Genomic DNA, 19,867 nt, shown 5'->3' with positions numbered 1-19,867 from the left:
GGAGCAACACGCCGTTTTATCAGCTTAACGCGTGCCGTAGACGACGATAGTTTTACCGTGTGCGGAGATCAGATTTTGATCTTCCAGCATCTTCAGAATACGGCCAACGGTTTCACGTGAACAGCCGACGATCTGACCGATTTCCTGACGGGTAATTTTGATTTGCATACCGTCCGGGTGGGTCATGGCGTCAGGTTGTTTTGCCAGGTTCAGCAACGTCTGGGCGATACGGCCGGTGACGTCGAGGAAGGCAAGGTTACCGACTTTCTCAGAGGTAACCTGCAGACGGCGGGCCATCTGCGACGAGAGACGCATCAGAATATCCGGGTTTACCTGGATCAGCTGACGGAATTTTTTATAGGAGATTTCGGCCACTTCACATGCGGTTTTCGCACGTACCCAGGCGCTACGCTCCTGGCCTTCTTCGAACAAGCCTAATTCACCGATGAAATCGCCCTGGTTGAGGTAAGAGAGAATCATCTCTTTGCCTTCTTCATCCTTGATGAGCACAGCCACAGAGCCTTTGACGATGTAGTACAACGTTTCTGCTTTTTCACCCTGGTGGATCAGCGTGCTTTTAGATGGGTACTTATGAATGTGGCAATGAGACAAGAACCATTCGAGGGTAGGGTCTGTTTGCGGTTTGCCAAGCACCATGCGCGGTTATCCTCTGTTATAAGCTATCTCCGGGTGCCGACACTACACGGCATCCGGGCATGCAATCGTATTGTTTCCCTATGCCTGGGAAGCTGGCTGGTGATTTTTCTTCAGCCTGTAATGTGAATTCCTCTGCATACATGCAGTACATCAATGTAATACTGTAGCATCCTGACTGTTTTAGCATAGCTTTTGCCGCGTGTCTCCTGGTGTCTCGCTTCAGCATGATGCAGGTCGCCTTCCGTTGCGAGATTTGTTATGTGCGCGTAATCTGTCAGGAAAATTGCAACCTTGGAGTTAAATTTTATGCAAGCTCGTGTGAAATGGGTGGAAGGGTTAACCTTCATCGGTGAGTCGGCTTCCGGCCACCAGATTTTGATGGACGGTAACTCCGGGGATAAGGCGCCGAGCCCGATGGAAATGGTGCTGATGGCCGCCGGCGGCTGCAGCGCCATCGACGTGGTCTCAATTTTGCAGAAAGGACGTCACGATGTGACCAACTGTGAGGTGAAGCTGACCTCAGAGCGTCGGGAAGAGGCGCCGCGCCTGTTTACCCACATCAACCTGCACTTTATCGTGACCGGCCGCGAGCTGAAGGATGCGGTCGTTTCGCGCGCGGTAGACCTGTCGGCGGAGAAATACTGCTCGGTGGCGCTGATGCTGCAAAAAGCGGTAAATATCACGCATTCGTACGAGGTTATCGAGGGCTAAGCCGAATGGCCAGCCCGTCGCCCCGGTTTGCGTCGCGCAGCCGGGGTGTTTACCGGCTTAACCGATCTTTTTCCCCGCCATCAGCCGTTCAACCAGCGGCGCCATGATCAGCTCCATCGCCAGCCCCATTTTGCCGCCCGGTACCACCAGCGTATTGATATGTGAGATAAACGACCCTTGCAGCATCGCCAGCAGCCACGGGAAGTCGATATCCTGCAGGTTGCGGAAGTGGATCACCACAAAGCTTTCATCCAGCGAGGGAATACCTTTGGCGGCGAAGGGGTTCGACGTATCAACGGTGGGAACCCGCTGGAAGTTGATATGGGTACGCGAGAACTGCGGGGTGATGAAGTTAATATAATCTTCCATTGAGCGGACGACCGAATCCATTACCGCTTCGCGAGAGTGGCCGCGCTCGCTGGTATCGCGGATGAGCTTCTGGATCCACTCCAGGTTGACGATGGGCACGACGCCCACCAGCAGGTCGACATTGTGCGCCACGTTGTGCTGCGGGGTGACAACGCCGCCGTGCAGCCCTTCGTAAAACAGGACGTCGGTCGGCTCCGGCAGCGGCTGCCAGGGCGTGAAGGTGCCCGGTACCTGATTCCACGGCACGGCCTCGTCATAGGTATGCAGATATTTTCTCGACTGGCCGGTTCCGCTGCGCCCGTATTCGAGGAAGGTATTTTCCAGCAGGCCGAAGTCGTTTGCTTCCGGGCCAAAATAGCTGATGTGCTTCCCCTGATCCCGCGCTTTGCGGATCGCCATGTCCATTTCCGGGCGGGTATAGCGATGGAAGCTATCGCCCTCGACTTCGGCGGCACGCAGGTTCAGCTGGGCGAAGATTTTGCGAAAGGCGAGGCTGGTGGTGGTGGTTCCCGCGCCGCTGGAGCCCGTGACGGCAATCACCGGATGTTTGGCAGACATATCAACTCCCAGATTAAACGATGGTGTGGCGCCGCCTTAGCCGTGGAACTGCTTGCGGGGCATGATGTTGACCGTCTCGTGCAGCTCTGACCACACCAGTACGGCCTCTCCGCTTTTCAGCTGCTGTTTTACATCGGCGACCTTATCGGCCAGCGAGCGTTCATGTTCACCATAATCGGTGCCTTCGCGCAACACAAAGGTTTCAATCAGGTTATCCAGCGTTTCGGGATCCAGATCCTGCCAGGGAATAATCATTTTTTTCCTTCCAGCCAGCGCGTTAGCCAGTCCGGGATCCGTCTTTCCAGCCACATCTCCGGCCTGCGCAGCGTGCCGCCAACAAACCCGACGTGCCCGCCCTGTTCGGTCAGCTGGTACTCGACGTTGGCCGGCAGCTGCTCCTGCGGCGGAATGGAATGATGGTCCATGAACGGATCGTCTTTCGCGTGAATGATCAGCGTGGGTTTCGTGATATCGCTCAGACGCGGCATCGCGCTGCACTGGCGATAGTAGTCCAGCGCATCGGCAAAACCGTGAATTTTGGCGGTGATGGTATCGTCAAACTCGCGAATGCGCCGCATGCCTTTGAGCTGGCGTAAATCAACCGGCAGTGAGCCCGGGTAGGCTTTCAGCTTGCGCGCGGCGTTCGCTTTTAACAGGTTAAGCAGATAGCGCTGGTAGACGCGGGAGAAGCCTTTATCCATATGGTAGCTGCAGGCTTCCAGCATGAACGGGGCCGACACGATGACCGCCGCGTCGAGCGGGACGCTGTCGCCCTCGTTTGCCAGCAGGCAGCCGAGCATATTGCCGCCCAGCGAATAGCCGACGGCGGCCGTGGGCGCGGGACCAAATTCGCGCTGCAGCCAGCGCAGGAACCAGGTGCCGTCTTCCGTCTCTCCGGAGTGGTAGATGCGGTTATTACGGTTAGGCTCGCCGCTACAGCCGCGGAAATGCATCACCACGCCGAGCCAGCCGCGCTGCATTGCCGCGTGGATCAGACCGTGAGCGTAAGGGCTGTGCAGGCTTCCTTCCAGACCGTGAAAAACCACCAGCCGCGGCTTATGGCGGGCTGATTCGGGATCTTCGCTCCAGGCCAAATCGATAAAATCACCGTCGGGGAGTTCAAGGCGCTGCCAGTGTGGAGTAAAGCCCAGTTTGCGGCGGATCAGTCGCGGCAGCATGGTTTGCAGATGACGATTGCCCACGCCGCGCATCGGGTGAAACTCGCGCGAGTCGTCTTCGGGGGGCGTCATTTCTGTAGGGGTGATTTCAACCATAGCACCAGAGCAATTAATAATCTTATAAACACTATACCGCGCATGAGGTGCGCAGGTTAGCCAATATGTGGTCTTGCGGCCAGCTGGTGGAGATTACGCGAAAAAGAGCGGGTGCTACAGGGCCTTTTGCGGCATGAAGAGTGGCCTCGAAAGCTCATTGCCAGTGAACCGTCGAGGGCACGCGCTCGGCCCGCAGGACTTAGCCTTCCTGCAGCATCTGCTCCAGCTGTTCCTGCGCCTCCAGCCAGGCCATTTCGCACTCTTCCAGACCTGATTTGGCACCGGCCTGCTGCTGCAGGCAGGCGGTCAGGTCCGCTTTGCGGGATGCCTCATACAGGCCGCTGTCGCCCAGTTTCTCTTCCGCCTGCGCGAGCTGGGCGTTGAGTTTATCCATCTCTTTCTCAAGACGGGTAATCTCTTTACGCAATGGCTGAGTCAGAGTGCGCAGCTCCGCTTCCCGGCGCTTTTGGTCTTTGCGGGACTGGGCGCTGTTGCCGTTATCTTTGATCGCGTCAGACGACTGGCTCTCCTGCTTCTGCGAGTCGCTCAGCCACTGCTGGTAATCTTCCAGATCGCCGTCGAACGGTTCAACCTTGCCGTCGTGGACCAGATAGAGATCGTCGGTGGTCGAACGGATCAGGTGGCGATCGTGCGAGACCACCACCAGCGCGCCTTCGAAATCAATCAGCGCTTCGGTTAAAGCCTGGCGCATATCGAGGTCAAGGTGGTTAGTCGGTTCATCGAGCAGCAGAAGATTAGGGCGCTGCCAGACGATCAGCGCCAGCACCAGCCGCGCTTTTTCGCCGCCGGAGAAGCGCTGGGTTGCTTCGTTGACCTTATCGCTCTGGAAACCGAAGCCGCCGAGATAGTCGCGCAGCTTCTGCTCCAGCTCCTGCGGCGCCAGGCGAGCCAGGTGCTGCAGCGGTGATTCATCCGCCCGCAGAAACTCCAGCTGATGCTGAGCGAAGTAGCCCAGCTTAATCCCTTTTGCCAGCCCCACTTCGCCCTGCAGCGGCTGCAGCTCGCCGGCCAGCAGCTTGATGAGCGTCGATTTACCGGCGCCGTTACGCCCCAGCAGGCCGATGCGTGAGCCGGGAACCAAGTTCAGCTTGATCGAGTCGAGGATAATGCGTTCACCGTAGCCGGCGCTGACTTTTTCCATCTTCAGCAGCGGGTTGGGCAGGCTTTCCGGCGCGCGGAAGCTAAAGTGGAACGGGTTATCGACGTGGGCCGGGGCGATAAGCTCCATGCGCTCCAGCATTTTAATGCGGCTCTGGGCCTGCTTCGCCTTGGTGGCCTTGGCGCGGAAGCGATCGATGTAGCTTTGCAGATGGGCGACGCGCAGCTGCTGGCTTTCATACATCGACTGCTGCTGCGACAGACGGGTGGCGCGCTGTATTTCGAACGAGCTGTAGTTGCCGGTGTACTCGAACATGTTTTGCTGTTCGATATGTATAATTTTATCGACGATAGGATCGAGAAAATCGCGATCGTGCGAGATAAGGATCAGCGTGCCGGTATAGCTTTTGAGCCACTTTTCCAGCCAGATCACCGCATCGAGATCGAGGTGGTTAGTCGGTTCATCCAGCAGCAGCAGGTCGGAGCGGCAAATCAGCGCCTGCGCCAGGTTCAGACGCATGCGCCAGCCGCCGGAGAAGTCGCTCACCGGGCGATCCAGCTGTTCGTTGCTGAAGCCCAGGCCGTGCAGCAGGCTCGAGGCGCGTGAGCGGATGGTCCAGGCGTCAATGGCGTCCAGCTTGCCGTGCACCGTCGCAATGGCGTGACCGTCGTTGCGCTCGTTGGCCTGATTTAAATCGGCCTCGAGCTGGCGATATTCCCGATCGCCGTCAATAACATAATCAATGGCCGGCTGCGCCAGAGCAGGGGTTTCCTGATTAACCCACGCCAGCTGCCAGTTGCCCGGAAAGGTCATACTGCCGCCGTCGGCGCTAATCTCGTTTTTCAAAAGCGATAGCAGCGTGGATTTACCGCAGCCGTTTTTGCCCACCAGACCGACCTTTTGGCCAGGGTTGATGGTAGCGGTGGCGTTGTCCAGCAGGACGCGTACGCCGCGACGAATTTGTAACGAGGAGAAAACAATCATAAGGCGCCGTATGTTCAGACTATGTTAGTTTGTCATTATGATAATGTAATGTGGTAGCAAATAGCTCCACCGGGCCGCAATGGTAGCCCAAAATGAAGACGATACACAAAGTCATTCTGGTTGCGTTGAGGCGCAGCCGTTGTTCAGGCCACTACAAGACGTTGGGAGGGGAATGATGTCTCAGACAGCGAAGGTTTTGCTGCTGTATGCCCACCCAGAATCTCAGGATTCCGTGGCCAACCGGGTTTTGCTTGAACCGGCCTTACAGCTGCCGAACGTCACCGTGCACGATCTTTACGCACACTATCCCGATTTTTTTATCGATATTGCCTGGGAGCAGGATCTCCTGCGTCAGCATGAGGTGATTGTTTTCCAGCATCCGCTCTATACGTGGAGCTGTCCGGCGCTGCTAAAAGAGTGGCTGGACAGAGTGCTGAGCCGCGGTTTTGCCAGCGGCGCCGGGGGGAATCAGCTGGCGGGAAAGTACTGGCGTAGCGTGATCACCACCGGCGAGCCGGAAAGCGCCTACCGTCGCGACGCTAACCGCTATCCAATGAACGATATTCTCCGACCTTTCGAACTGACCGCCGGCATGTGCCGGATGCACTGGATGAGCCCGATTATTGTCTACTGGGCCCGCCGGCAATCGCCCGCCGATCTGAAAAGCCATGCGCGCGCCTATCGTGACTGGTTGGCCAACCCCATCGCGGCAGGAGGAGTAATAAATGGCGGGAGCTGATCTGCTGTTGGCTGGCGTGCTGTTTCTGTTCGCCGCCGTCGTCGCGGTACCGCTGGCCGCCCGGCTGGGCATTGGTGCGGTACTCGGCTATCTGCTCGCCGGGATCGCCATTGGCCCGTGGGGGCTGGGGTTCATCAGCGACGTCGATGAAATTCTTCATTTCTCCGAGCTGGGCGTGGTGTTCCTGATGTTTATCATCGGGCTCGAGCTTAACCCGTCGAAGCTCTGGCGCCTGAGAAGCTCCATCTTTGGCGTTGGGGCGGCCCAGGTTTTGTGCAGCGCGGCAATCCTCGGCGGCATGCTGATGGTCACCGGATTCACGTGGCAGGCGGCGGTTGTCGGCGGGATTGGCTTAGCGATGTCCTCTACGGCGATGGCGCTGCAGCTGATGCGCGAGAAGGGGATGAGCCGCAGTGAGTCCGGACAGCTGGGATTCTCCGTTCTGCTGTTTCAGGATTTGGCGGTGATCCCCGCGCTGGCGCTGGTGCCGCTGCTGGCCGGCTCCGGCGGCGATCGCTTTGATTGGGTGACGATCGGGATGAAGGTGTTGGCCTTTGCCGGCATGCTGATCGGCGGTCGCTTTTTGCTGCGACCGGTGTTCCGCTTTATCGCGGCCTCCGGCGTGCGGGAGGTTTTTACCGCCGCGACGCTGCTGCTGGTGCTGGGTTCGGCGCTGTTTATGGATGCGCTCGGCCTGTCGATGGCGCTGGGAACCTTTATCGCCGGGGTGCTGCTGGCAGAAAGCGAATATCGCCACGAGCTGGAAATCGCCATTGAGCCTTTTAAAGGTCTTCTGCTCGGCCTGTTTTTTATCTCCGTTGGCATGGCGCTGAATCTGGGCGTTCTCTACACCCATCTGCTGTGGGTTGCCGCCAGCGTCGCGGCGCTGGTGATGGTGAAAGCTCTCGTGCTGTACGTTCTGGCGCGGGTGTACGGCCTTCGCAGCTCGGAGCGGATGCAGTTTGCCGGAGTGCTGAGCCAGGGCGGGGAGTTTGCCTTCGTGCTGTTCTCGTTACCGGCTTCGCTGCGGCTGTTCGAAAATGACCAGATGGCGCTGCTGCTGGTCACGGTTACGCTGTCGATGATGACCACGCCGCTGCTGATGACCCTGATTGATTCCGTGCTCTCCCGACGCTTTAACCAGTCGGAGGAAGAGGACGAAGCGCCGTGGGTTGAGGATGATAAACCGCAGGTGATAATCGTCGGCTTCGGCCGCTTTGGTCAGGTTATTGGCCGTCTGCTGATGGCCAACAAAATGCGCATTACCGTGCTCGAGCGCGACATCAGCGCGGTGAACCTGATGCGTAAATATGGCTATAAGGTTTACTTCGGCGATGCGACGCAGCTGGAGCTGCTGCGCTCGGCGGGAGCGGAGGACGCGCAGTCAATCGTGATTACCTGCAACGAGCCGGAAGATACCATGAAGCTGGTTGAGATGTGTCAGCAGCACTTTCCGCATCTGCACATTCTGGCGCGAGCGCGGGGCCGCGTAGAGGCCCATGAGCTGCTGCAGGCCGGGGTGGCGCAGTTCTCGCGCGAAACCTTCTCCAGCGCGCTGGAGCTGGGGCGCAAGGCGCTGGTCAGCGTCGGAATGCATCCGCATCAGGCGCAGCGCGCGCAGCTGCACTTCCGTCGTCTGGATATGCGAATGCTGCGAGAGTTAATGCCGGTACATACTGATACTCTGCAGATATCGCGCGTGCGGGAAGCCCGGCGCGAGCTGGAGGAGATTTTTCAGCGTGAAATGCAGAAAGAGAGCAGGCAGCTTGACGGCTGGGATGAGTTTGAATAAAGGGTAAATCATTATGGCAGTGCGTAAACGTTTTATCGCCGGGGCAAAATGCCCGGCGTGCCAGGCCCAGGATTCTCTGGCAATGTGGCGGGAAAATAATGTCGATATTGTTGAGTGTGTTAAGTGCGGACACCAGATGCGCGAGGCGGATAAAGAGGCCCGCGAGCACGTACGTAAAGACGAACAAGTGATCGGCATTTTTCATCCGGACTAGCGTTATCTGTCGCCTTTTTTTAAGCTAGAGGGTACACGGCTGCAGAATTCCGCTACAATCTGCGCCACTATTCTTCCCATGCTCAGGAGATATCATGAAAGTAGCAAAAGACCTGGTGGTCAGCCTGGCCTATCAGGTACGTACAGAAGACGGTGTGTTGGTTGATGAGTCTCCGGTAAGCGCGCCGTTGGACTACCTGCATGGTCACGGTTCCCTGATTTCCGGCCTGGAAACTGCGCTGGATGGTCATGAAGTGGGCGATAAATTTGACGTTGCGGTCGGCGCGAACGATGCGTACGGCCAGTACGACGAAAACCTGGTTCAGCGCGTTCCTAAAGACGTCTTCATGGGCGTTGATGAGCTGCAGGTTGGCATGCGTTTCCTGGCGGAAACCGATCAGGGTCCGGTACCGGTTGAAATTACCGAAGTTGACGACGAGCACGTAGTTGTTGACGGTAACCACATGCTGGCTGGCCAAAACCTGAAGTTCAACGTTGAAGTTGTGGCGATTCGTGAAGCGACGGCTGAAGAGCTGGAACACGGTCACGTGCATGGCGCGAATGGTCACGATCACGACCATGACCACGATCATGACGGATGCTGCGGTGGCCACGGTCACAGCCATGACCACGACCACGGTCACGAACATGGCAAAGGCGGCTGTGGCGGTAACGGCGGCTGCGGCTGTCACTAAGAGCTGTCGTCTTACAAGCCGCAGGCGCGTAGGCTAGCGCTGCCGGCTATAAAAAAGCGGGGAAACCCGCTTTTTTTACGCCTCAATAATGTGGAGGCGGCGTCTCTTCAGACTGCGATGCGATATACGATGACTGCGTCGCCTTCAGCTTTTCTACCATCAGACGCATATGTTCACGCATCTTTGCCATTTCGATCTCATGGGCGGTAACGGTCTTGTTGAGGTCTTCAATGGTGATTTCCTGATACGCCAGCCGGCTTTCCAGCTCCGCCAGGCGAGTCTCCAGTTTGCTATCGTGCATGAGTAACCTCTTCTGTCTTATCTCGCGGGCGGATTCTACTGAATTTTCAGCATTCGTGCAGCATCGTGACGCCGGACAGGAAACTAATTCATACAAAAATAGTCTGAAAACAGGCGATATTCAGGTACGTCCGTATGTAGATTTGTCCTGCAACGTTCTATAGTACATTTTTTGCTTTTTACGCTAACCCTGGGGTGAGATGCCCCGGCCCTGGAGAAATGGATGAAATCACTGTTTAAAGTAACGCTGCTGGCGACCACGATGGCCGTCGCGCTGAATGCACCGCTGACCTTTGCTGCGGATACCGCTGCAAAGACGGCACCGGCAACGGAAAGTAAATCGGCATTTAAAAATGACGATCAGAAATCTGCTTATGCGCTGGGTGCATCGCTGGGGCGTTACATGGAAAACTCCCTGAAAGAACAAGAAAAACTGGGCATTAAACTGGATAAAGATCAGCTGATCGCTGGCGTGCAGGACGCATTTGCCGATAAGAGCAAACTCTCCGATCAGGAAATCGAACAGACTCTGCAAGCGTTTGAAACTCGTGTGAAAACTGCTGCTCAGCAAAAAATGGAAAAAGATGCATCTGAGAACGATGCTAAAGGTAAAGCCTATCGCGACACCTTCGCTAAAGAGAAGGGCGTGAAAATCTCTAAATCTGGCCTGCTGTATAAAGTCGAGAAAGCCGGTACCGGTGACGCACCGAAGGACAGCGATACCGTGGTTGTGAACTACAAAGGGACGCTGATCGACGGTAAAGAGTTCGATAACTCCTACACCCGCGGCGAGCCGCTGTCTTTCCGTCTGGACGGCGTGATCCCGGGCTGGACTGAAGGCCTGAAGAACATTAAGAAAGGCGGTAAAATCCAGCTGGTTATCCCACCGGATCTGGCATACGGCAAAACCGGCGTTCCGGGTATCCCGGCTAACTCTACTCTGGTCTTCGACGTAGAGCTGCTGGATATCAAACCGGCTCCGAAAGCGGACGCGAAGCCTGAAGCTGCCGCTGACGCAAAAGCGGATGCCGCGAGCGCAGACGCTAAGAAGTAATGGAATTGACGCCGCCGCCCTCAAAGGCGGCGGCTTTTTTATTTGGGGCAGATATAATTAAAACTGGAAAGTGCCTCAAGCGCTGTATTACTTTAGATAGCTTAATCTTATTAATGACGATGAGCCTGCCCTGACAAGCTACACCTCATCCTTCAAGCTGCCTCTGAGCTGGCTGCATTTACTGACTCCAGCCTCTTACTGGATTCGGTCCTGGGTATCGATAAGAGACAACCTTGTCTCTTACAAGAGCCAGCCTTCGGCTGGTCAAATTCGCTGCTGACGAATTTGTCTCAGATTTGCCGCCGCGGCGTACCTTGAACGGTTTTGTGTAAAAAATGACAGGCTCCTGAAAAGGAGTGCTTTTTTTCATGTCCAGGTCGCTTTTAACCAACGAAACCAGCGAGCTTGACCTGCTGGATCAACGTCCTTTCGACCAGACCGACTTCGATATCCTAAAATCCTATGAAGCGGTGGTGGACGGGTTAGCGATGCTCATTGGTTCCCACTGTGAAATCGTGCTGCATTCTTTACAGGATCTGAAATGTTCCGCCATTCGCATCGCCAACGGTGAACATACCGGTCGTCAAATCGGCTCGCCAATCACTGACCTGGCGCTGCGTATGCTGCACGATATGACTGGAGCTGATAGCAGCGTTTCCAAATGCTATTTTACTCGCGCTAAAAGCGGAGTGCTGATGAAGTCGGTGACGATTGCGATACGCAACCGCGAGCACCGGGTGATCGGCCTTTTGTGCATTAACATGAACCTCGATGTCCCGTTCTCCCAGATTATGAGCACCTTTATTCCGCCGGAAACGCCGGAAGTGAACTCGCAGGTCAACTTTGCCTCATCGGTTGACGATCTGGTCGCGCAAACCCTCGAGTTTACGATTGAAGAAGTGAACGCCGATCGCAACGTTTCCAATAACGCCAAAAATCGTCAGATCGTCCTGAATCTTTATGAGAAAGGGATCTTTGATATCAAGGATGCTATCAACCAGGTTGCCGATCGCCTGAATATCTCGAAGCACACGGTGTACCTCTATATCCGCCAGTTCAAAAGCGGTGATTTCCAGGGGCTGGATAAGTAATGCGTTTTGCCATTACGGTGACGGGCCCGGCCTACGGTACGCAGCAGGCCAGCAGCGCCTGGCAGTTTGCGCAGGCCGTGCTGGAGGAGGGGCATGAGCTGATTTGCGTCTTTTTCTATCGCGAAGGCGTCTATAACGCGAACCAGCTGACCGCTCCCGCCAGCGATGAGTTTGACCTCGTGCGGGCATGGCAAAAATTACACGAAGCGCATGCAGTCTCGCTGCATATCTGCGTTGCGGCGGCGCTGCGACGCGGCGTGACGGACGAACATGAGGCGCAGCAGCTTGGTTTGTCAGCGTCTAATCTGCAACCAGGATTCACGCTCAGCGGCCTTGGGGCGCTGGCGGAAGCTGCATTAACCTGCGATCGGATGGTGCAGTTCTGATGAAACGCGTTGCCTTTGTTTTTTCCTCCGTGCCTCATGGCTCCGCGTCTGGCCGGGAAGGCCTGGATGCGCTGCTGGCTACTTCAGCGCTGACCGACGAGCTCGGCGTTTTCTTTATCGGCGACGGCGTGTTTCAGCTGCTGCCGGGGCAGCGGCCAGGCGCCATTCTGGCCCGCGACTATATCTCAACCTTTAAGCTCCTCTCTCTGTACGATATCGAACAGTGCTGGATGTGCGCCGCTTCTGCCCGCGAGCGCGGCCTGTCGCCCTCCACGCAGTGGGCCATAGATGGCGAGTGGCTGGAGCCAGAGGCGCTGCGCGCCCGACTCGATGATTTCAACGTGATTCTGCGCTTCTGAGGCCACTATGCTCCACACTCTCAGCGTTTCCCCATGGCATACCGATCTGGCAGCAATGCTGCGTCTGGTAAAGGATGGCGACGATCTGCTGCTGCTTTCCGATGGCGTCATCGCGGCAGCCGACGGCGGGCGCTACCTTGAAATCCTGCTTTCCGCCCCCATAACCATCCATGCGCTGCAGGATGATATTGAAGCCCGCGGCCTGACGGGGCAAATTGCGGGCAGTGTCATCAGGGTTGGCTATACTGACTTCGTCAGACTTGTGCTCAAACACCCTGGACAGTTGGCCTGGTAATGGCAGGATTGTTGTATATTTCTTGACACCTTTTCGGCACCGCCCTAGAATTCTGCGTCCTCATATTATCTGAGGCGATTTATTACATGTTTACGAAGCAAAAGCTAAAACCAGGAGCTATTTAATGGCAACAATTAACCAGCTGGTACGCAAACCACGCGCACGCAAAGTTGCAAAGAGCAACGTGCCTGCACTGGAAGCCTGCCCGCAGAAACGTGGCGTATGTACTCGCGTATATACTACCACTCCTAAAAAACCAAACTCCGCACTGCGTAAAGTATGCCGTGTGCGTTTGACCAACGGTTTTGAAGTGACTTCCTACATCGGTGGTGAAGGTCACAACCTGCAGGAACACTCCGTGATCCTGATCCGTGGCGGTCGTGTAAAAGACCTTCCGGGTGTTCGTTACCACACCGTTCGTGGTGCGCTTGACTGCTCCGGCGTTAAAGACCGTAAGCAATCTCGCTCCAAATATGGCGTGAAACGTCCTAAGGCTTAATGGTTCTCCGTTAAGTAAGGCCAAACTGTTTTACCTTAATGTCAAACTAAACTCTTAGAGTTTTGGACAATCCTGAATTAACAACGGAGTATTCCCATGCCACGTCGTCGCGTCATTGGTCAGCGTAAAATTCTTCCGGATCCTAAGTTCGGATCAGAACTGCTGGCAAAATTTGTAAATATCCTGATGGTAGATGGTAAAAAATCTACTGCAGAAGCTATCGTATACAGCGCGCTGGAGACCCTGGCTCAGCGTTCTGGTAAAAATGAACTGGAAGCTTTCGAAGTCGCTCTCGACAACGTTCGCCCGACTGTAGAAGTTAAGTCCCGCCGCGTTGGTGGTTCTACTTATCAGGTTCCAGTTGAAGTCCGTCCGGTTCGTCGTAATGCTCTGGCAATGCGTTGGATCGTTGAAGCTGCTCGTAAACGTGGTGATAAATCCATGGCTCTGCGTCTGGCGAACGAACTTTCTGATGCTGCAGACAACAAAGGTACTGCAGTTAAGAAACGTGAAGACGTTCACCGTATGGCAGAAGCCAACAAGGCGTTCGCTCACTACCGTTGGTAATCCCTTCGGAGTCATAGTCACCAGACGGGCGCTTCAGGTAAGTCGCCCGTTTTGGATAACTTAACTGAACGCCTATAGAAACAAACGAGGAATCAAATGGCTCGTACAACACCCATCGCACGCTACCGTAACATCGGTATCAGTGCGCACATCGACGCCGGTAAAACCACTACTACCGAACGTATTCTGTTCTACACCGGTGTAAACCACAAAATCGGTGAAGTTCATGACGGCGCAGCAACCATGGACTGGATGGAGCAGGAGCAGGAGCGTGGTATTACTATCACCTCCGCAGCGACTACTGCATTCTGGTCTGGTATGGCTAAGCAGTATGAACCGCACCGCGTTAACATCATCGACACCCCGGGGCACGTTGACTTCACTATCGAAGTAGAACGTTCCATGCGTGTGCTTGATGGTGCAGTAATGGTTTACTGCGCAGTTGGTGGTGTTCAGCCACAGTCTGAAACCGTATGGCGTCAGGCAAACAAATATAAAGTTCCACGTATCGCGTTCGTTAACAAAATGGACCGTATGGGTGCGAACTTCCTGAAAGTTGTTGGTCAGATCAAATCCCGTCTGGGCGCGAACCCTGTTCCGCTGCAGCTGGCAATTGGTGCTGAAGAAGGTTTCACCGGTGTTGTTGACCTGGTGAAAATGAAAGCCATCAACTGGAACGAAGAAGACGCAGGCGTAACCTTCACCTATGAAGATATCCCAGCAGACATGCAGGATCTGGCCGAAGAATGGCACCAGAACCTGATCGAGTCCGCAGCGGAAGCTTCAGAAGAGCTGATGGAAAAATACCTGGGTGGTGAAGAACTGACTGAAGAAGAGATCAAGAAAGCTCTGCGTCAGCGCGTTCTGAACAACGAAATCATCCTGGTAACCTGTGGTTCTGCGTTCAAGAACAAAGGTGTTCAGGCGATGCTGGATGCGGTAATTGATTACCTGCCATCCCCGGTTGACGTACCTGCGATCAACGGTATTCTGGACGACGGTAAAGATACTCCGGCTGAGCGTCACGCTAGCGATGAAGAGCCGTTTGCTGCTCTGGCATTCAAAATCGCTACCGACCCGTTCGTGGGTAACCTGACCTTCTTCCGCGTGTATTCCGGTGTGGTTAACTCTGGTGATACCATCCTGAACTCCGTGAAATCTGCACGTGAGCGTTTTGGCCGTATCGTTCAGATGCACGCCAACAAACGTGAAGAGATCAAAGAAGTTCGTGCGGGCGACATCGCTGCTGCTATCGGTCTGAAAGACGTAACTACTGGTGACACCCTGTGTAACCCAGATGCGCCGATCATCCTGGAGCGTATGGAATTCCCTGAGCCGGTAATCTCCATCGCTGTAGAACCGAAAACCAAAGCTGACCAGGAAAAAATGGGTCTGGCTCTGGGCCGTCTGGCTAAAGAAGACCCGTCTTTCCGCGTATGGACTGACGAAGAATCTAACCAGACCATTATCGCCGGTATGGGTGAACTGCACCTCGACATCATCGTTGACCGCATGAAGCGTGAATTCAACGTTGAAGCGAACGTCGGTAAACCTCAGGTTGCTTACCGCGAAGCAATTCGCGCTAAAGTTACCGATATCGAAGGTAAACACGCTAAGCAGTCTGGTGGTCGCGGTCAGTATGGTCACGTTGTGATCGACATGTACCCGCTGGAGCCGGGCTCAAATCCGAAAGGATACGAGTTCGTCAACGACATCAAAGGTGGTGTAATTCCTGGCGAATACATCCCTGCCGTTGATAAAGGTATCCAGGAACAGCTGAAAGCTGGTCCGCTGGCTGGTTACCCGGTAGTTGATCTCGGCGTGCGTCTGCACTTCGGTTCTTACCACGACGTTGACTCCTCTGAACTGGCGTTTAAACTGGCCGCTTCTCTTGCCTTTAAAGATGGCTTTAAGAAAGCGAAACCAGTTCTGCTTGAGCCGATCATGAAGGTTGAAGTAGAAACTCCGGAAGAGAACACTGGTGACGTCATCGGTGACCTTAGCCGTCGTCGTGGTATGCTGCGTGGTCAAGAATCCAACGTTACTGGCGTTGTGATTCACGCTGAAGTTCCGCTGTCTGAAATGTTCGGATATGCAACTCAGCTGCGTTCTCTGACCAAAGGTCGTGCTTCTTACTCCATGGAGTTCCTGAAGTATGATGACGCGCCGAACAACGTTGCTCAGGCCGTAATCGAAGCCCGTGGTAAATAAGCCGTAGGGTTAAACCAAAATCCCGTGCTCTCTCCTGAAGGGGAGAGCGCTATAGTAAGGAATATAGCCGTGTCTAAAGAAAAATTTGAACGTACAAAACCGCACGTCAACGTCGGTACTATCGGCCACGTTGACCATGGTAAAACTACTCTGACCGCTGCAATCACTACCGTTCTGGCTAAAACCTACGGTGGTTCTGCTCGTGCATTCGACCAGATCGATAACGCACCGGAAGAAAAAGCTCGTGGTATCACCATCAACACTTCCCACGTTGAATATGACACCCCGACTCGCCACTACGCGCACGTAGACTGCCCGGGCCACGCCGACTATGTTAAAAACATGATCACCGGTGCTGCTCAGATGGATGGCGCGATCCTGGTTGTTGCTGCGACTGACGGCCCGATGCCGCAGACTCGTGAGCACATCCTGCTGGGTCGTCAGGTAGGCGTTCCGTACATCATCGTGTTCCTGAACAAATGCGACATGGTTGATGACGAAGAGCTGCTGGAACTGGTAGAGATGGAAGTTCGTGAACTGCTGTCTCAGTACGATTTCCCGGGCGACGACACTCCGATCATCCGCGGTTCTGCTCTGAAAGCGCTGGAAGGCGAAGCAGAGTGGGAAGCTAAGATCGTTGAACTGGCTGGCTACCTGGATTCTTACATCCCGGAACCAGAACGTGCTATCGACAAGCCGTTCCTGCTGCCTATCGAAGACGTATTCTCCATCTCCGGCCGTGGTACCGTTGTTACCGGTCGTGTAGAGCGCGGTATCGTTAAAGTTGGCGAAGAAGTTGAAATCGTTGGTATCAAAGAGACTGCTAAGTCTACCTGTACCGGCGTTGAAATGTTCCGCAAACTGCTGGACGAAGGCCGTGCTGGTGAGAACGTTGGTGTTCTGCTGCGTGGTATCAAACGTGAAGAAATCGAACGTGGTCAGGTACTGGCTAAGCCGGGTTCTATCAAGCCGCACACCAAATTCGAATCTGAAGTTTACATCCTGTCCAAAGATGAAGGCGGCCGTCATACTCCGTTCTTCAAAGGCTACCGTCCGCAGTTCTACTTCCGTACAACTGACGTGACTGGCACCATCGAACTGCCGGAAGGCGTAGAGATGGTAATGCCGGGCGACAACATCAAAATGGTTGTTACCCTGATCCACCCGATCGCAATGGACGACGGTCTGCGTTTCGCAATCCGTGAAGGCGGCCGTACTGTAGGTGCGGGCGTTGTTGCTAAAGTTCTGAGCTAATCCTTTAGTTCTGAATTAAAAAGGGCGCTTCGGCGCCCTTTTTGCTGTCCGTCATTCAGACCCGCTAAGCGCGAGAACAACTAATATAAAAAAGTGCCCTATCGGATCTATTATATAGAGAGGCTATTGTAATCATAACTATTCTCATTTACACTTTGAGCATAAATTGAACGGGAGTGAATATGTACGTTTGTTTGTGTAATGGTGTAAACGATAAAAAAATTCGTCAGGCCGTGCGTCAATTTCACCCTCAATCTTTTCAGCAGTTGCGTAAGTTTATTCCCGTTGGAAATCAATGTGGTAAATGCGTCCGCGCCGCTCGCGAGATCATGGAAGATGAATTAACTCGCATGCCGGAATATAAAGAGATCGCCTGAGACCTCCGGCTTTTCTTTGACATCTATATAGTGCGAACTACGCTTCAATGAGTGGAAGCGGAGGGACTATATAATGAAAGGTGATGTCAAAGTCATAAGTTATCTCAATAAATTATTGGGAAATGAGCTTGTCGCAATAAATCAGTACTTTCTCCATGCCAGGATGTTCAAGAACTGGGGCCTGATGCGCCTCAACGATGTCGAATACCATGAATCCATTGATGAAATGAAGCACGCCGATAAATATATCGAGCGTATTTTGTTTCTTGAAGGACTGCCCAATCTGCAGGATCTCGGCAAGCTGGGTATCGGTGAAGACGTTGAGGAGATGCTGCAGTCCGATCTAAGGCTGGAGCTGGAAGGCGCCAAAGATTTACGCGAGGCTATCGCCTATGCTGACAGCGTCCACGATTATGTCAGCCGCGATATGCTGATTGAAATCCTTGCCGATGAGGAAGGCCATATTGACTGGCTGGAAACCGAGCTGGACCTGATCGGCAAAATTGGTCTGCAGAATTATCTCCAGTCACAGATTAAAGTTGCTGACTAAAAGCGTTTGCCATCCACAGTAAAAACCCGCTGCAGCCAAAAAAGGGCCAAACGGCAGCGGGTTGTTCATAACCCCCCGGCGATTCAAGATAACGACGCGCAGTAGCAGCGTGGCGCAGGCGATGAGCGTCGCCATGAATACCAGCTGCGGCAGCGACTGCCAGCCGTGCCAGGCGCCGAGAGCGGCAAGAAATTTCACGTCGCCATAGCCTAACCCCTCATACCCGCGAACCCCTCTGTAAACCCAGTAGACTAAAGCAAAGGCCAGATACCCCGCGATAGCACCCCAAACGGCATTTTCCAGGTCCGTCGGCATCAGACAAAGATAAAACAGCAGGCCAAGCCAGAGCAGGGGACAGGTTAAACGGTCGGGAAGCAGCCCATACCGCAGGTCGTGCCAGCAGAGCGCCAGAGAAAGCCCGCAGTAGAAAAGCAGGAAGGGGAGGGCCATGTACATGCGATACCCCGACGGATGAGTTGTTTACGTCGATTCTGACCAGGCAAGGTGCGAACGGCAAAGCGCGATGGATGGCTTTACGCGCGGCAATCCACGCAGTTTGCTATTTTTCAGCCGGCAGCATCGCTTTCTCCAGCAGCCTCGCAAATATAAATGATGATTTTCTACGCAGCCCTTGTGTTGGGTCCGATTTTGCGTATAATGCGCGGGCCTGTCAAAATTGGCAGGCCGGTTCGATATGAACCCTGATAGAGCTTTTAGCTATCAAACAATGTTCCCAATCGGGGAACTATGTAAGAACGGTTACACTCTCCCATCAATCGTAATGGGTATGAGGAGTAATCATTTCGTCTATAAATAATTGGAGCTCTGGTCTCATGCAGAACCAAAGAATCCGTATCCGTCTTAAAGCGTTTGATCATCGTCTGATCGATCAATCAACCGCGGAAATCGTCGAGACTGCTAAGCGCACTGGTGCGCAGGTCCGTGGTCCGATCCCGCTGCCGACCCGCAAAGAGCGCTTTACCGTTCTGATCTCTCCGCACGTCAACAAAGATGCGCGCGATCAGTACGAGATTCGCACTCACAAGCGTCTGGTTGACATCGTTGAGCCAACTGAGAAAACCGTTGATGCTCTGATGCGTCTGGATCTGGCTGCCGGTGTAGACGTGCAGATCAGCCTGGGTTAATCAGGTCATCGAGCGATTGAGAGGTTGAAACAATGATTGGTTTAGTCGGTAAAAAAGTGGGTATGACCCGCATCTTCACTGAAGATGGCGTTTCTATCCCAGTAACCGTAATCGAAGTTGAAGCAAACCGTGTTGCACAGGTTAAAGACCTGGCTAACGACGGTTACCGCGCAATTCAGGTTACCACCGGTGCTAAAAAAGCTAACCGTGTAACCAAGCCGGAAGCTGGTCACTTCGCTAAAGCTGGCGTTGAAGCCGGCCGCGGCCTGTGGGAATTCCGTCTTGCTGACGGCGAAGAATTCACCGTAGGTCAGAGCATTAGCGTTGAACTGTTTGCTGACGTTAAAAAAGTTGACGTAACCGGTACCTCTAAAGGTAAAGGTTTTGCTGGTACCGTTAAGCGCTGGAACTTCCGTACCCAGGACGCTACTCACGGTAACTCCTTGTCTCACCGCGTTCCGGGTTCTATCGGTCAGAACCAGACTCCGGGCAAAGTGTTCAAAGGCAAGAAAATGGCAGGTCAGCTGGGTAACGAACGTGTCACCGTTCAGAGCCTGGACGTAGTACGTGTTGACGCTGAGCGCAACCTGCTGCTGGTTAAAGGTGCGGTCCCGGGTGCAACCGGTAGCGACCTGATCGTTAAACCAGCTGTGAAGGCGTAAGGGGA

General features: G+C 54.3%; 25 protein-coding genes. 18 read left to right on the top strand and 7 right to left on the bottom strand.

The window, feature by feature from the left end; all coding sequences use genetic code 11:
* Nucleotides 1-24: 24 nt before the first annotated feature.
* A complete protein-coding gene (gene crp, locus PFH44_RS01525; protein ID WP_000242758.1) occupies nucleotides 25-657 on the bottom strand; it encodes a cAMP-activated global transcriptional regulator CRP in 633 nt (210 codons plus the stop codon).
* Nucleotides 658-963: 306 nt separating this feature from the next.
* On the opposite strand from crp, the gene PFH44_RS01520 reads away from it, so the two are divergent.
* A complete protein-coding gene (locus tag PFH44_RS01520; protein WP_041142986.1) occupies nucleotides 964-1,368 on the top strand; it encodes an OsmC family protein in 405 nt (134 codons plus the stop codon).
* Nucleotides 1,369-1,425: 57 nt separating this feature from the next.
* On the opposite strand, the gene PFH44_RS01515 is transcribed toward PFH44_RS01520, so the two are convergent.
* The 4 genes from PFH44_RS01515 to PFH44_RS01500 all read right to left on the bottom strand — a co-directional run bounded on the left by PFH44_RS01515 (nucleotide 1,426) and on the right by PFH44_RS01500 (nucleotide 5,673).
* Nucleotides 1,426-2,295: a phosphoribulokinase gene (locus PFH44_RS01515; protein ID WP_041142985.1), complete on the bottom strand. Its 870-nt coding sequence runs from the start codon at nucleotides 2,293-2,295 to the stop codon at nucleotides 1,426-1,428.
* Between the two features lie 36 nt (nucleotides 2,296-2,331).
* Nucleotides 2,332-2,550: a YheU family protein gene (locus PFH44_RS01510; RefSeq protein WP_041142984.1), complete on the bottom strand. Its 219-nt coding sequence runs from the start codon at nucleotides 2,548-2,550 to the stop codon at nucleotides 2,332-2,334.
* A complete protein-coding gene (locus PFH44_RS01505) occupies nucleotides 2,547-3,506 on the bottom strand; it encodes a hydrolase (protein WP_463666787.1) in 960 nt (319 codons plus the stop codon). Before PFH44_RS01505 ends, PFH44_RS01510 begins: the two co-directional genes overlap by 4 nt.
* A 262-nt stretch (nucleotides 3,507-3,768) precedes the next feature.
* Entirely contained in the window at nucleotides 3,769-5,673 is a 1,905-nt protein-coding gene (locus PFH44_RS01500; RefSeq protein WP_283824107.1) for an ABC transporter ATP-binding protein, read from the bottom strand.
* A gap of 172 nt (nucleotides 5,674-5,845) precedes the next feature.
* On the opposite strand from PFH44_RS01500, the gene kefG reads away from it, so the two are divergent.
* From kefG to slyD, 4 genes are all read left to right on the top strand, one after another.
* On the top strand, nucleotides 5,846-6,412 hold the full coding sequence (gene kefG, locus PFH44_RS01495) for a glutathione-regulated potassium-efflux system ancillary protein KefG (RefSeq protein ID WP_045854058.1): 567 nt from the start codon (nucleotides 5,846-5,848) through the stop codon (nucleotides 6,410-6,412).
* Nucleotides 6,399-8,204: a glutathione-regulated potassium-efflux system protein KefB gene (kefB, locus tag PFH44_RS01490; protein ID WP_283824106.1), complete on the top strand. Its 1,806-nt coding sequence runs from the start codon at nucleotides 6,399-6,401 to the stop codon at nucleotides 8,202-8,204. The genes kefG and kefB overlap by 14 nt, the downstream gene beginning before the upstream one ends.
* Nucleotides 8,205-8,217: 13 nt before the next feature.
* Complete coding sequence (locus tag PFH44_RS01485; RefSeq protein WP_013364433.1) at nucleotides 8,218-8,418, top strand: YheV family putative zinc ribbon protein; 201 nt, start codon at nucleotides 8,218-8,220, stop codon at nucleotides 8,416-8,418.
* 94 nt (nucleotides 8,419-8,512) lie between these two features.
* Complete coding sequence (gene slyD, locus PFH44_RS01480; protein WP_041142979.1) at nucleotides 8,513-9,112, top strand: peptidylprolyl isomerase; 600 nt, start codon at nucleotides 8,513-8,515, stop codon at nucleotides 9,110-9,112.
* Between the two features lie 82 nt (nucleotides 9,113-9,194).
* Here slyD and PFH44_RS01475 read toward each other — a convergent pair whose 3' ends face one another.
* On the bottom strand, nucleotides 9,195-9,413 hold the full coding sequence (locus PFH44_RS01475; protein ID WP_041142978.1) for a protein SlyX: 219 nt from the start codon (nucleotides 9,411-9,413) through the stop codon (nucleotides 9,195-9,197).
* 222 nt (nucleotides 9,414-9,635) lie between these two features.
* Between PFH44_RS01475 and fkpA the strand changes: the two genes are divergently transcribed.
* The 11 genes from fkpA (at nucleotide 9,636) to bfr (ending at nucleotide 18,055) form a co-directional block, all read left to right on the top strand.
* Nucleotides 9,636-10,466 (top strand): FKBP-type peptidyl-prolyl cis-trans isomerase, encoded by an 831-nt coding sequence (fkpA, locus tag PFH44_RS01470; protein ID WP_283824105.1) that lies wholly within the window; start codon nucleotides 9,636-9,638, stop codon nucleotides 10,464-10,466.
* 368 nt (nucleotides 10,467-10,834) lie between these two features.
* The gene (locus PFH44_RS01465) at nucleotides 10,835-11,557 is read left to right on the top strand and encodes a helix-turn-helix transcriptional regulator (RefSeq protein ID WP_004868391.1); all 723 of its coding nucleotides are present in this window, start codon (nucleotides 10,835-10,837) and stop codon (nucleotides 11,555-11,557) included.
* On the top strand, nucleotides 11,557-11,943 hold the full coding sequence (gene tusD / locus PFH44_RS01460; RefSeq protein WP_045854061.1) for a sulfurtransferase complex subunit TusD: 387 nt from the start codon (nucleotides 11,557-11,559) through the stop codon (nucleotides 11,941-11,943). The genes PFH44_RS01465 and tusD overlap by 1 nt, the downstream gene beginning before the upstream one ends.
* On the top strand, nucleotides 11,943-12,302 hold the full coding sequence (tusC, locus tag PFH44_RS01455) for a sulfurtransferase complex subunit TusC (protein WP_283824104.1): 360 nt from the start codon (nucleotides 11,943-11,945) through the stop codon (nucleotides 12,300-12,302). The genes tusD and tusC overlap by 1 nt, the downstream gene beginning before the upstream one ends.
* A gap of 7 nt (nucleotides 12,303-12,309) precedes the next feature.
* The gene (gene tusB, locus PFH44_RS01450; RefSeq protein ID WP_041142974.1) at nucleotides 12,310-12,597 is read left to right on the top strand and encodes a sulfurtransferase complex subunit TusB; all 288 of its coding nucleotides are present in this window, start codon (nucleotides 12,310-12,312) and stop codon (nucleotides 12,595-12,597) included.
* Nucleotides 12,598-12,721: 124 nt separating this feature from the next.
* Nucleotides 12,722-13,096 carry a 30S ribosomal protein S12 gene (gene rpsL, locus PFH44_RS01445; protein WP_045854063.1) on the top strand — a complete coding sequence of 125 codons (375 nt, stop codon included), beginning with the start codon at nucleotides 12,722-12,724 and terminating at the stop codon, nucleotides 13,094-13,096.
* A gap of 96 nt (nucleotides 13,097-13,192) precedes the next feature.
* A complete protein-coding gene (rpsG, locus tag PFH44_RS01440; RefSeq protein ID WP_004106370.1) occupies nucleotides 13,193-13,663 on the top strand; it encodes a 30S ribosomal protein S7 in 471 nt (156 codons plus the stop codon).
* Nucleotides 13,664-13,759: 96 nt separating this feature from the next.
* Nucleotides 13,760-15,874 (top strand): elongation factor G, encoded by a 2,115-nt coding sequence (gene fusA, locus PFH44_RS01435; RefSeq protein ID WP_045854064.1) that lies wholly within the window; start codon nucleotides 13,760-13,762, stop codon nucleotides 15,872-15,874.
* Between the two features lie 69 nt (nucleotides 15,875-15,943).
* Nucleotides 15,944-17,128 (top strand): elongation factor Tu, encoded by a 1,185-nt coding sequence (gene tuf / locus PFH44_RS01430; protein WP_045854065.1) that lies wholly within the window; start codon nucleotides 15,944-15,946, stop codon nucleotides 17,126-17,128.
* Nucleotides 17,129-17,310: 182 nt separating this feature from the next.
* Nucleotides 17,311-17,505 carry a bacterioferritin-associated ferredoxin gene (bfd, locus tag PFH44_RS01425; protein WP_071844856.1) on the top strand — a complete coding sequence of 65 codons (195 nt, stop codon included), beginning with the start codon at nucleotides 17,311-17,313 and terminating at the stop codon, nucleotides 17,503-17,505.
* Between the two features lie 73 nt (nucleotides 17,506-17,578).
* Entirely contained in the window at nucleotides 17,579-18,055 is a 477-nt protein-coding gene (bfr, locus tag PFH44_RS01420; protein ID WP_041142971.1) for a bacterioferritin, read from the top strand.
* On the opposite strand, the gene PFH44_RS01415 is transcribed toward bfr, so the two are convergent.
* Entirely contained in the window at nucleotides 18,032-18,511 is a 480-nt protein-coding gene (locus PFH44_RS01415; RefSeq protein WP_283824103.1) for a prepilin peptidase, read from the bottom strand. The genes bfr and PFH44_RS01415 overlap by 24 nt on opposite strands.
* Nucleotides 18,512-18,888: 377 nt before the next feature.
* Between PFH44_RS01415 and rpsJ the strand changes: the two genes are divergently transcribed.
* Complete coding sequence (gene rpsJ, locus PFH44_RS01410) at nucleotides 18,889-19,200, top strand: 30S ribosomal protein S10 (RefSeq protein ID WP_001181005.1); 312 nt, start codon at nucleotides 18,889-18,891, stop codon at nucleotides 19,198-19,200.
* Nucleotides 19,201-19,232: 32 nt separating this feature from the next.
* On the top strand, nucleotides 19,233-19,862 hold the full coding sequence (gene rplC, locus PFH44_RS01405; RefSeq protein WP_004868374.1) for a 50S ribosomal protein L3: 630 nt from the start codon (nucleotides 19,233-19,235) through the stop codon (nucleotides 19,860-19,862).
* The last annotated feature ends 5 nt before the right edge of the window (nucleotides 19,863-19,867 follow it).

Origin of the sequence: Klebsiella sp. Ech2A (genome assembly GCF_030078455.1) — a bacterium.
Lineage (GTDB): Bacteria > Pseudomonadota > Gammaproteobacteria > Enterobacterales > Enterobacteriaceae > Klebsiella > Klebsiella terrigena.
This window is presented reverse-complemented; position numbering and strand designations above follow the sequence as displayed.

Bases quoted from the DNA above. Each gene is read 5' to 3' on its own strand.
- crp (WP_000242758.1), bottom strand. From the start codon at position 657: ATGGTGCTTGGCAAACCGCAAACAGACCCTACCCTCGAATGGTTCTTG.
- PFH44_RS01520 (WP_041142986.1), top strand. From the start codon at position 964: ATGCAAGCTCGTGTGAAATGGGTGGAAGGGTTAACCTTCATCGGTGAG.
- PFH44_RS01515 (WP_041142985.1), bottom strand. From the start codon at position 2,295: ATGTCTGCCAAACATCCGGTGATTGCCGTCACGGGCTCCAGCGGCGCG.
- PFH44_RS01510 (WP_041142984.1), bottom strand. From the start codon at position 2,550: ATGATTATTCCCTGGCAGGATCTGGATCCCGAAACGCTGGATAACCTG.
- PFH44_RS01505 (WP_463666787.1), bottom strand. From the start codon at position 3,506: ATGCGCGGCGTGGGCAATCGTCATCTGCAAACCATGCTGCCGCGACTG.
- PFH44_RS01500 (WP_283824107.1), bottom strand. From the start codon at position 5,673: ATGATTGTTTTCTCCTCGTTACAAATTCGTCGCGGCGTACGCGTCCTG.
- kefG (WP_045854058.1), top strand. From the start codon at position 5,846: ATGATGTCTCAGACAGCGAAGGTTTTGCTGCTGTATGCCCACCCAGAA.
- kefB (WP_283824106.1), top strand. From the start codon at position 6,399: ATGGCGGGAGCTGATCTGCTGTTGGCTGGCGTGCTGTTTCTGTTCGCC.
- PFH44_RS01485 (WP_013364433.1), top strand. From the start codon at position 8,218: ATGGCAGTGCGTAAACGTTTTATCGCCGGGGCAAAATGCCCGGCGTGC.
- slyD (WP_041142979.1), top strand. From the start codon at position 8,513: ATGAAAGTAGCAAAAGACCTGGTGGTCAGCCTGGCCTATCAGGTACGT.
- PFH44_RS01475 (WP_041142978.1), bottom strand. From the start codon at position 9,413: ATGCACGATAGCAAACTGGAGACTCGCCTGGCGGAGCTGGAAAGCCGG.
- fkpA (WP_283824105.1), top strand. From the start codon at position 9,636: ATGAAATCACTGTTTAAAGTAACGCTGCTGGCGACCACGATGGCCGTC.
- PFH44_RS01465 (WP_004868391.1), top strand. From the start codon at position 10,835: ATGTCCAGGTCGCTTTTAACCAACGAAACCAGCGAGCTTGACCTGCTG.
- tusD (WP_045854061.1), top strand. From the start codon at position 11,557: ATGCGTTTTGCCATTACGGTGACGGGCCCGGCCTACGGTACGCAGCAG.
- tusC (WP_283824104.1), top strand. From the start codon at position 11,943: ATGAAACGCGTTGCCTTTGTTTTTTCCTCCGTGCCTCATGGCTCCGCG.
- tusB (WP_041142974.1), top strand. From the start codon at position 12,310: ATGCTCCACACTCTCAGCGTTTCCCCATGGCATACCGATCTGGCAGCA.
- rpsL (WP_045854063.1), top strand. From the start codon at position 12,722: ATGGCAACAATTAACCAGCTGGTACGCAAACCACGCGCACGCAAAGTT.
- rpsG (WP_004106370.1), top strand. From the start codon at position 13,193: ATGCCACGTCGTCGCGTCATTGGTCAGCGTAAAATTCTTCCGGATCCT.
- fusA (WP_045854064.1), top strand. From the start codon at position 13,760: ATGGCTCGTACAACACCCATCGCACGCTACCGTAACATCGGTATCAGT.
- bfd (WP_071844856.1), top strand. From the start codon at position 17,311: ATGTACGTTTGTTTGTGTAATGGTGTAAACGATAAAAAAATTCGTCAG.
- bfr (WP_041142971.1), top strand. From the start codon at position 17,579: ATGAAAGGTGATGTCAAAGTCATAAGTTATCTCAATAAATTATTGGGA.
- PFH44_RS01415 (WP_283824103.1), bottom strand. From the start codon at position 18,511: ATGTACATGGCCCTCCCCTTCCTGCTTTTCTACTGCGGGCTTTCTCTG.
- rpsJ (WP_001181005.1), top strand. From the start codon at position 18,889: ATGCAGAACCAAAGAATCCGTATCCGTCTTAAAGCGTTTGATCATCGT.
- rplC (WP_004868374.1), top strand. From the start codon at position 19,233: ATGATTGGTTTAGTCGGTAAAAAAGTGGGTATGACCCGCATCTTCACT.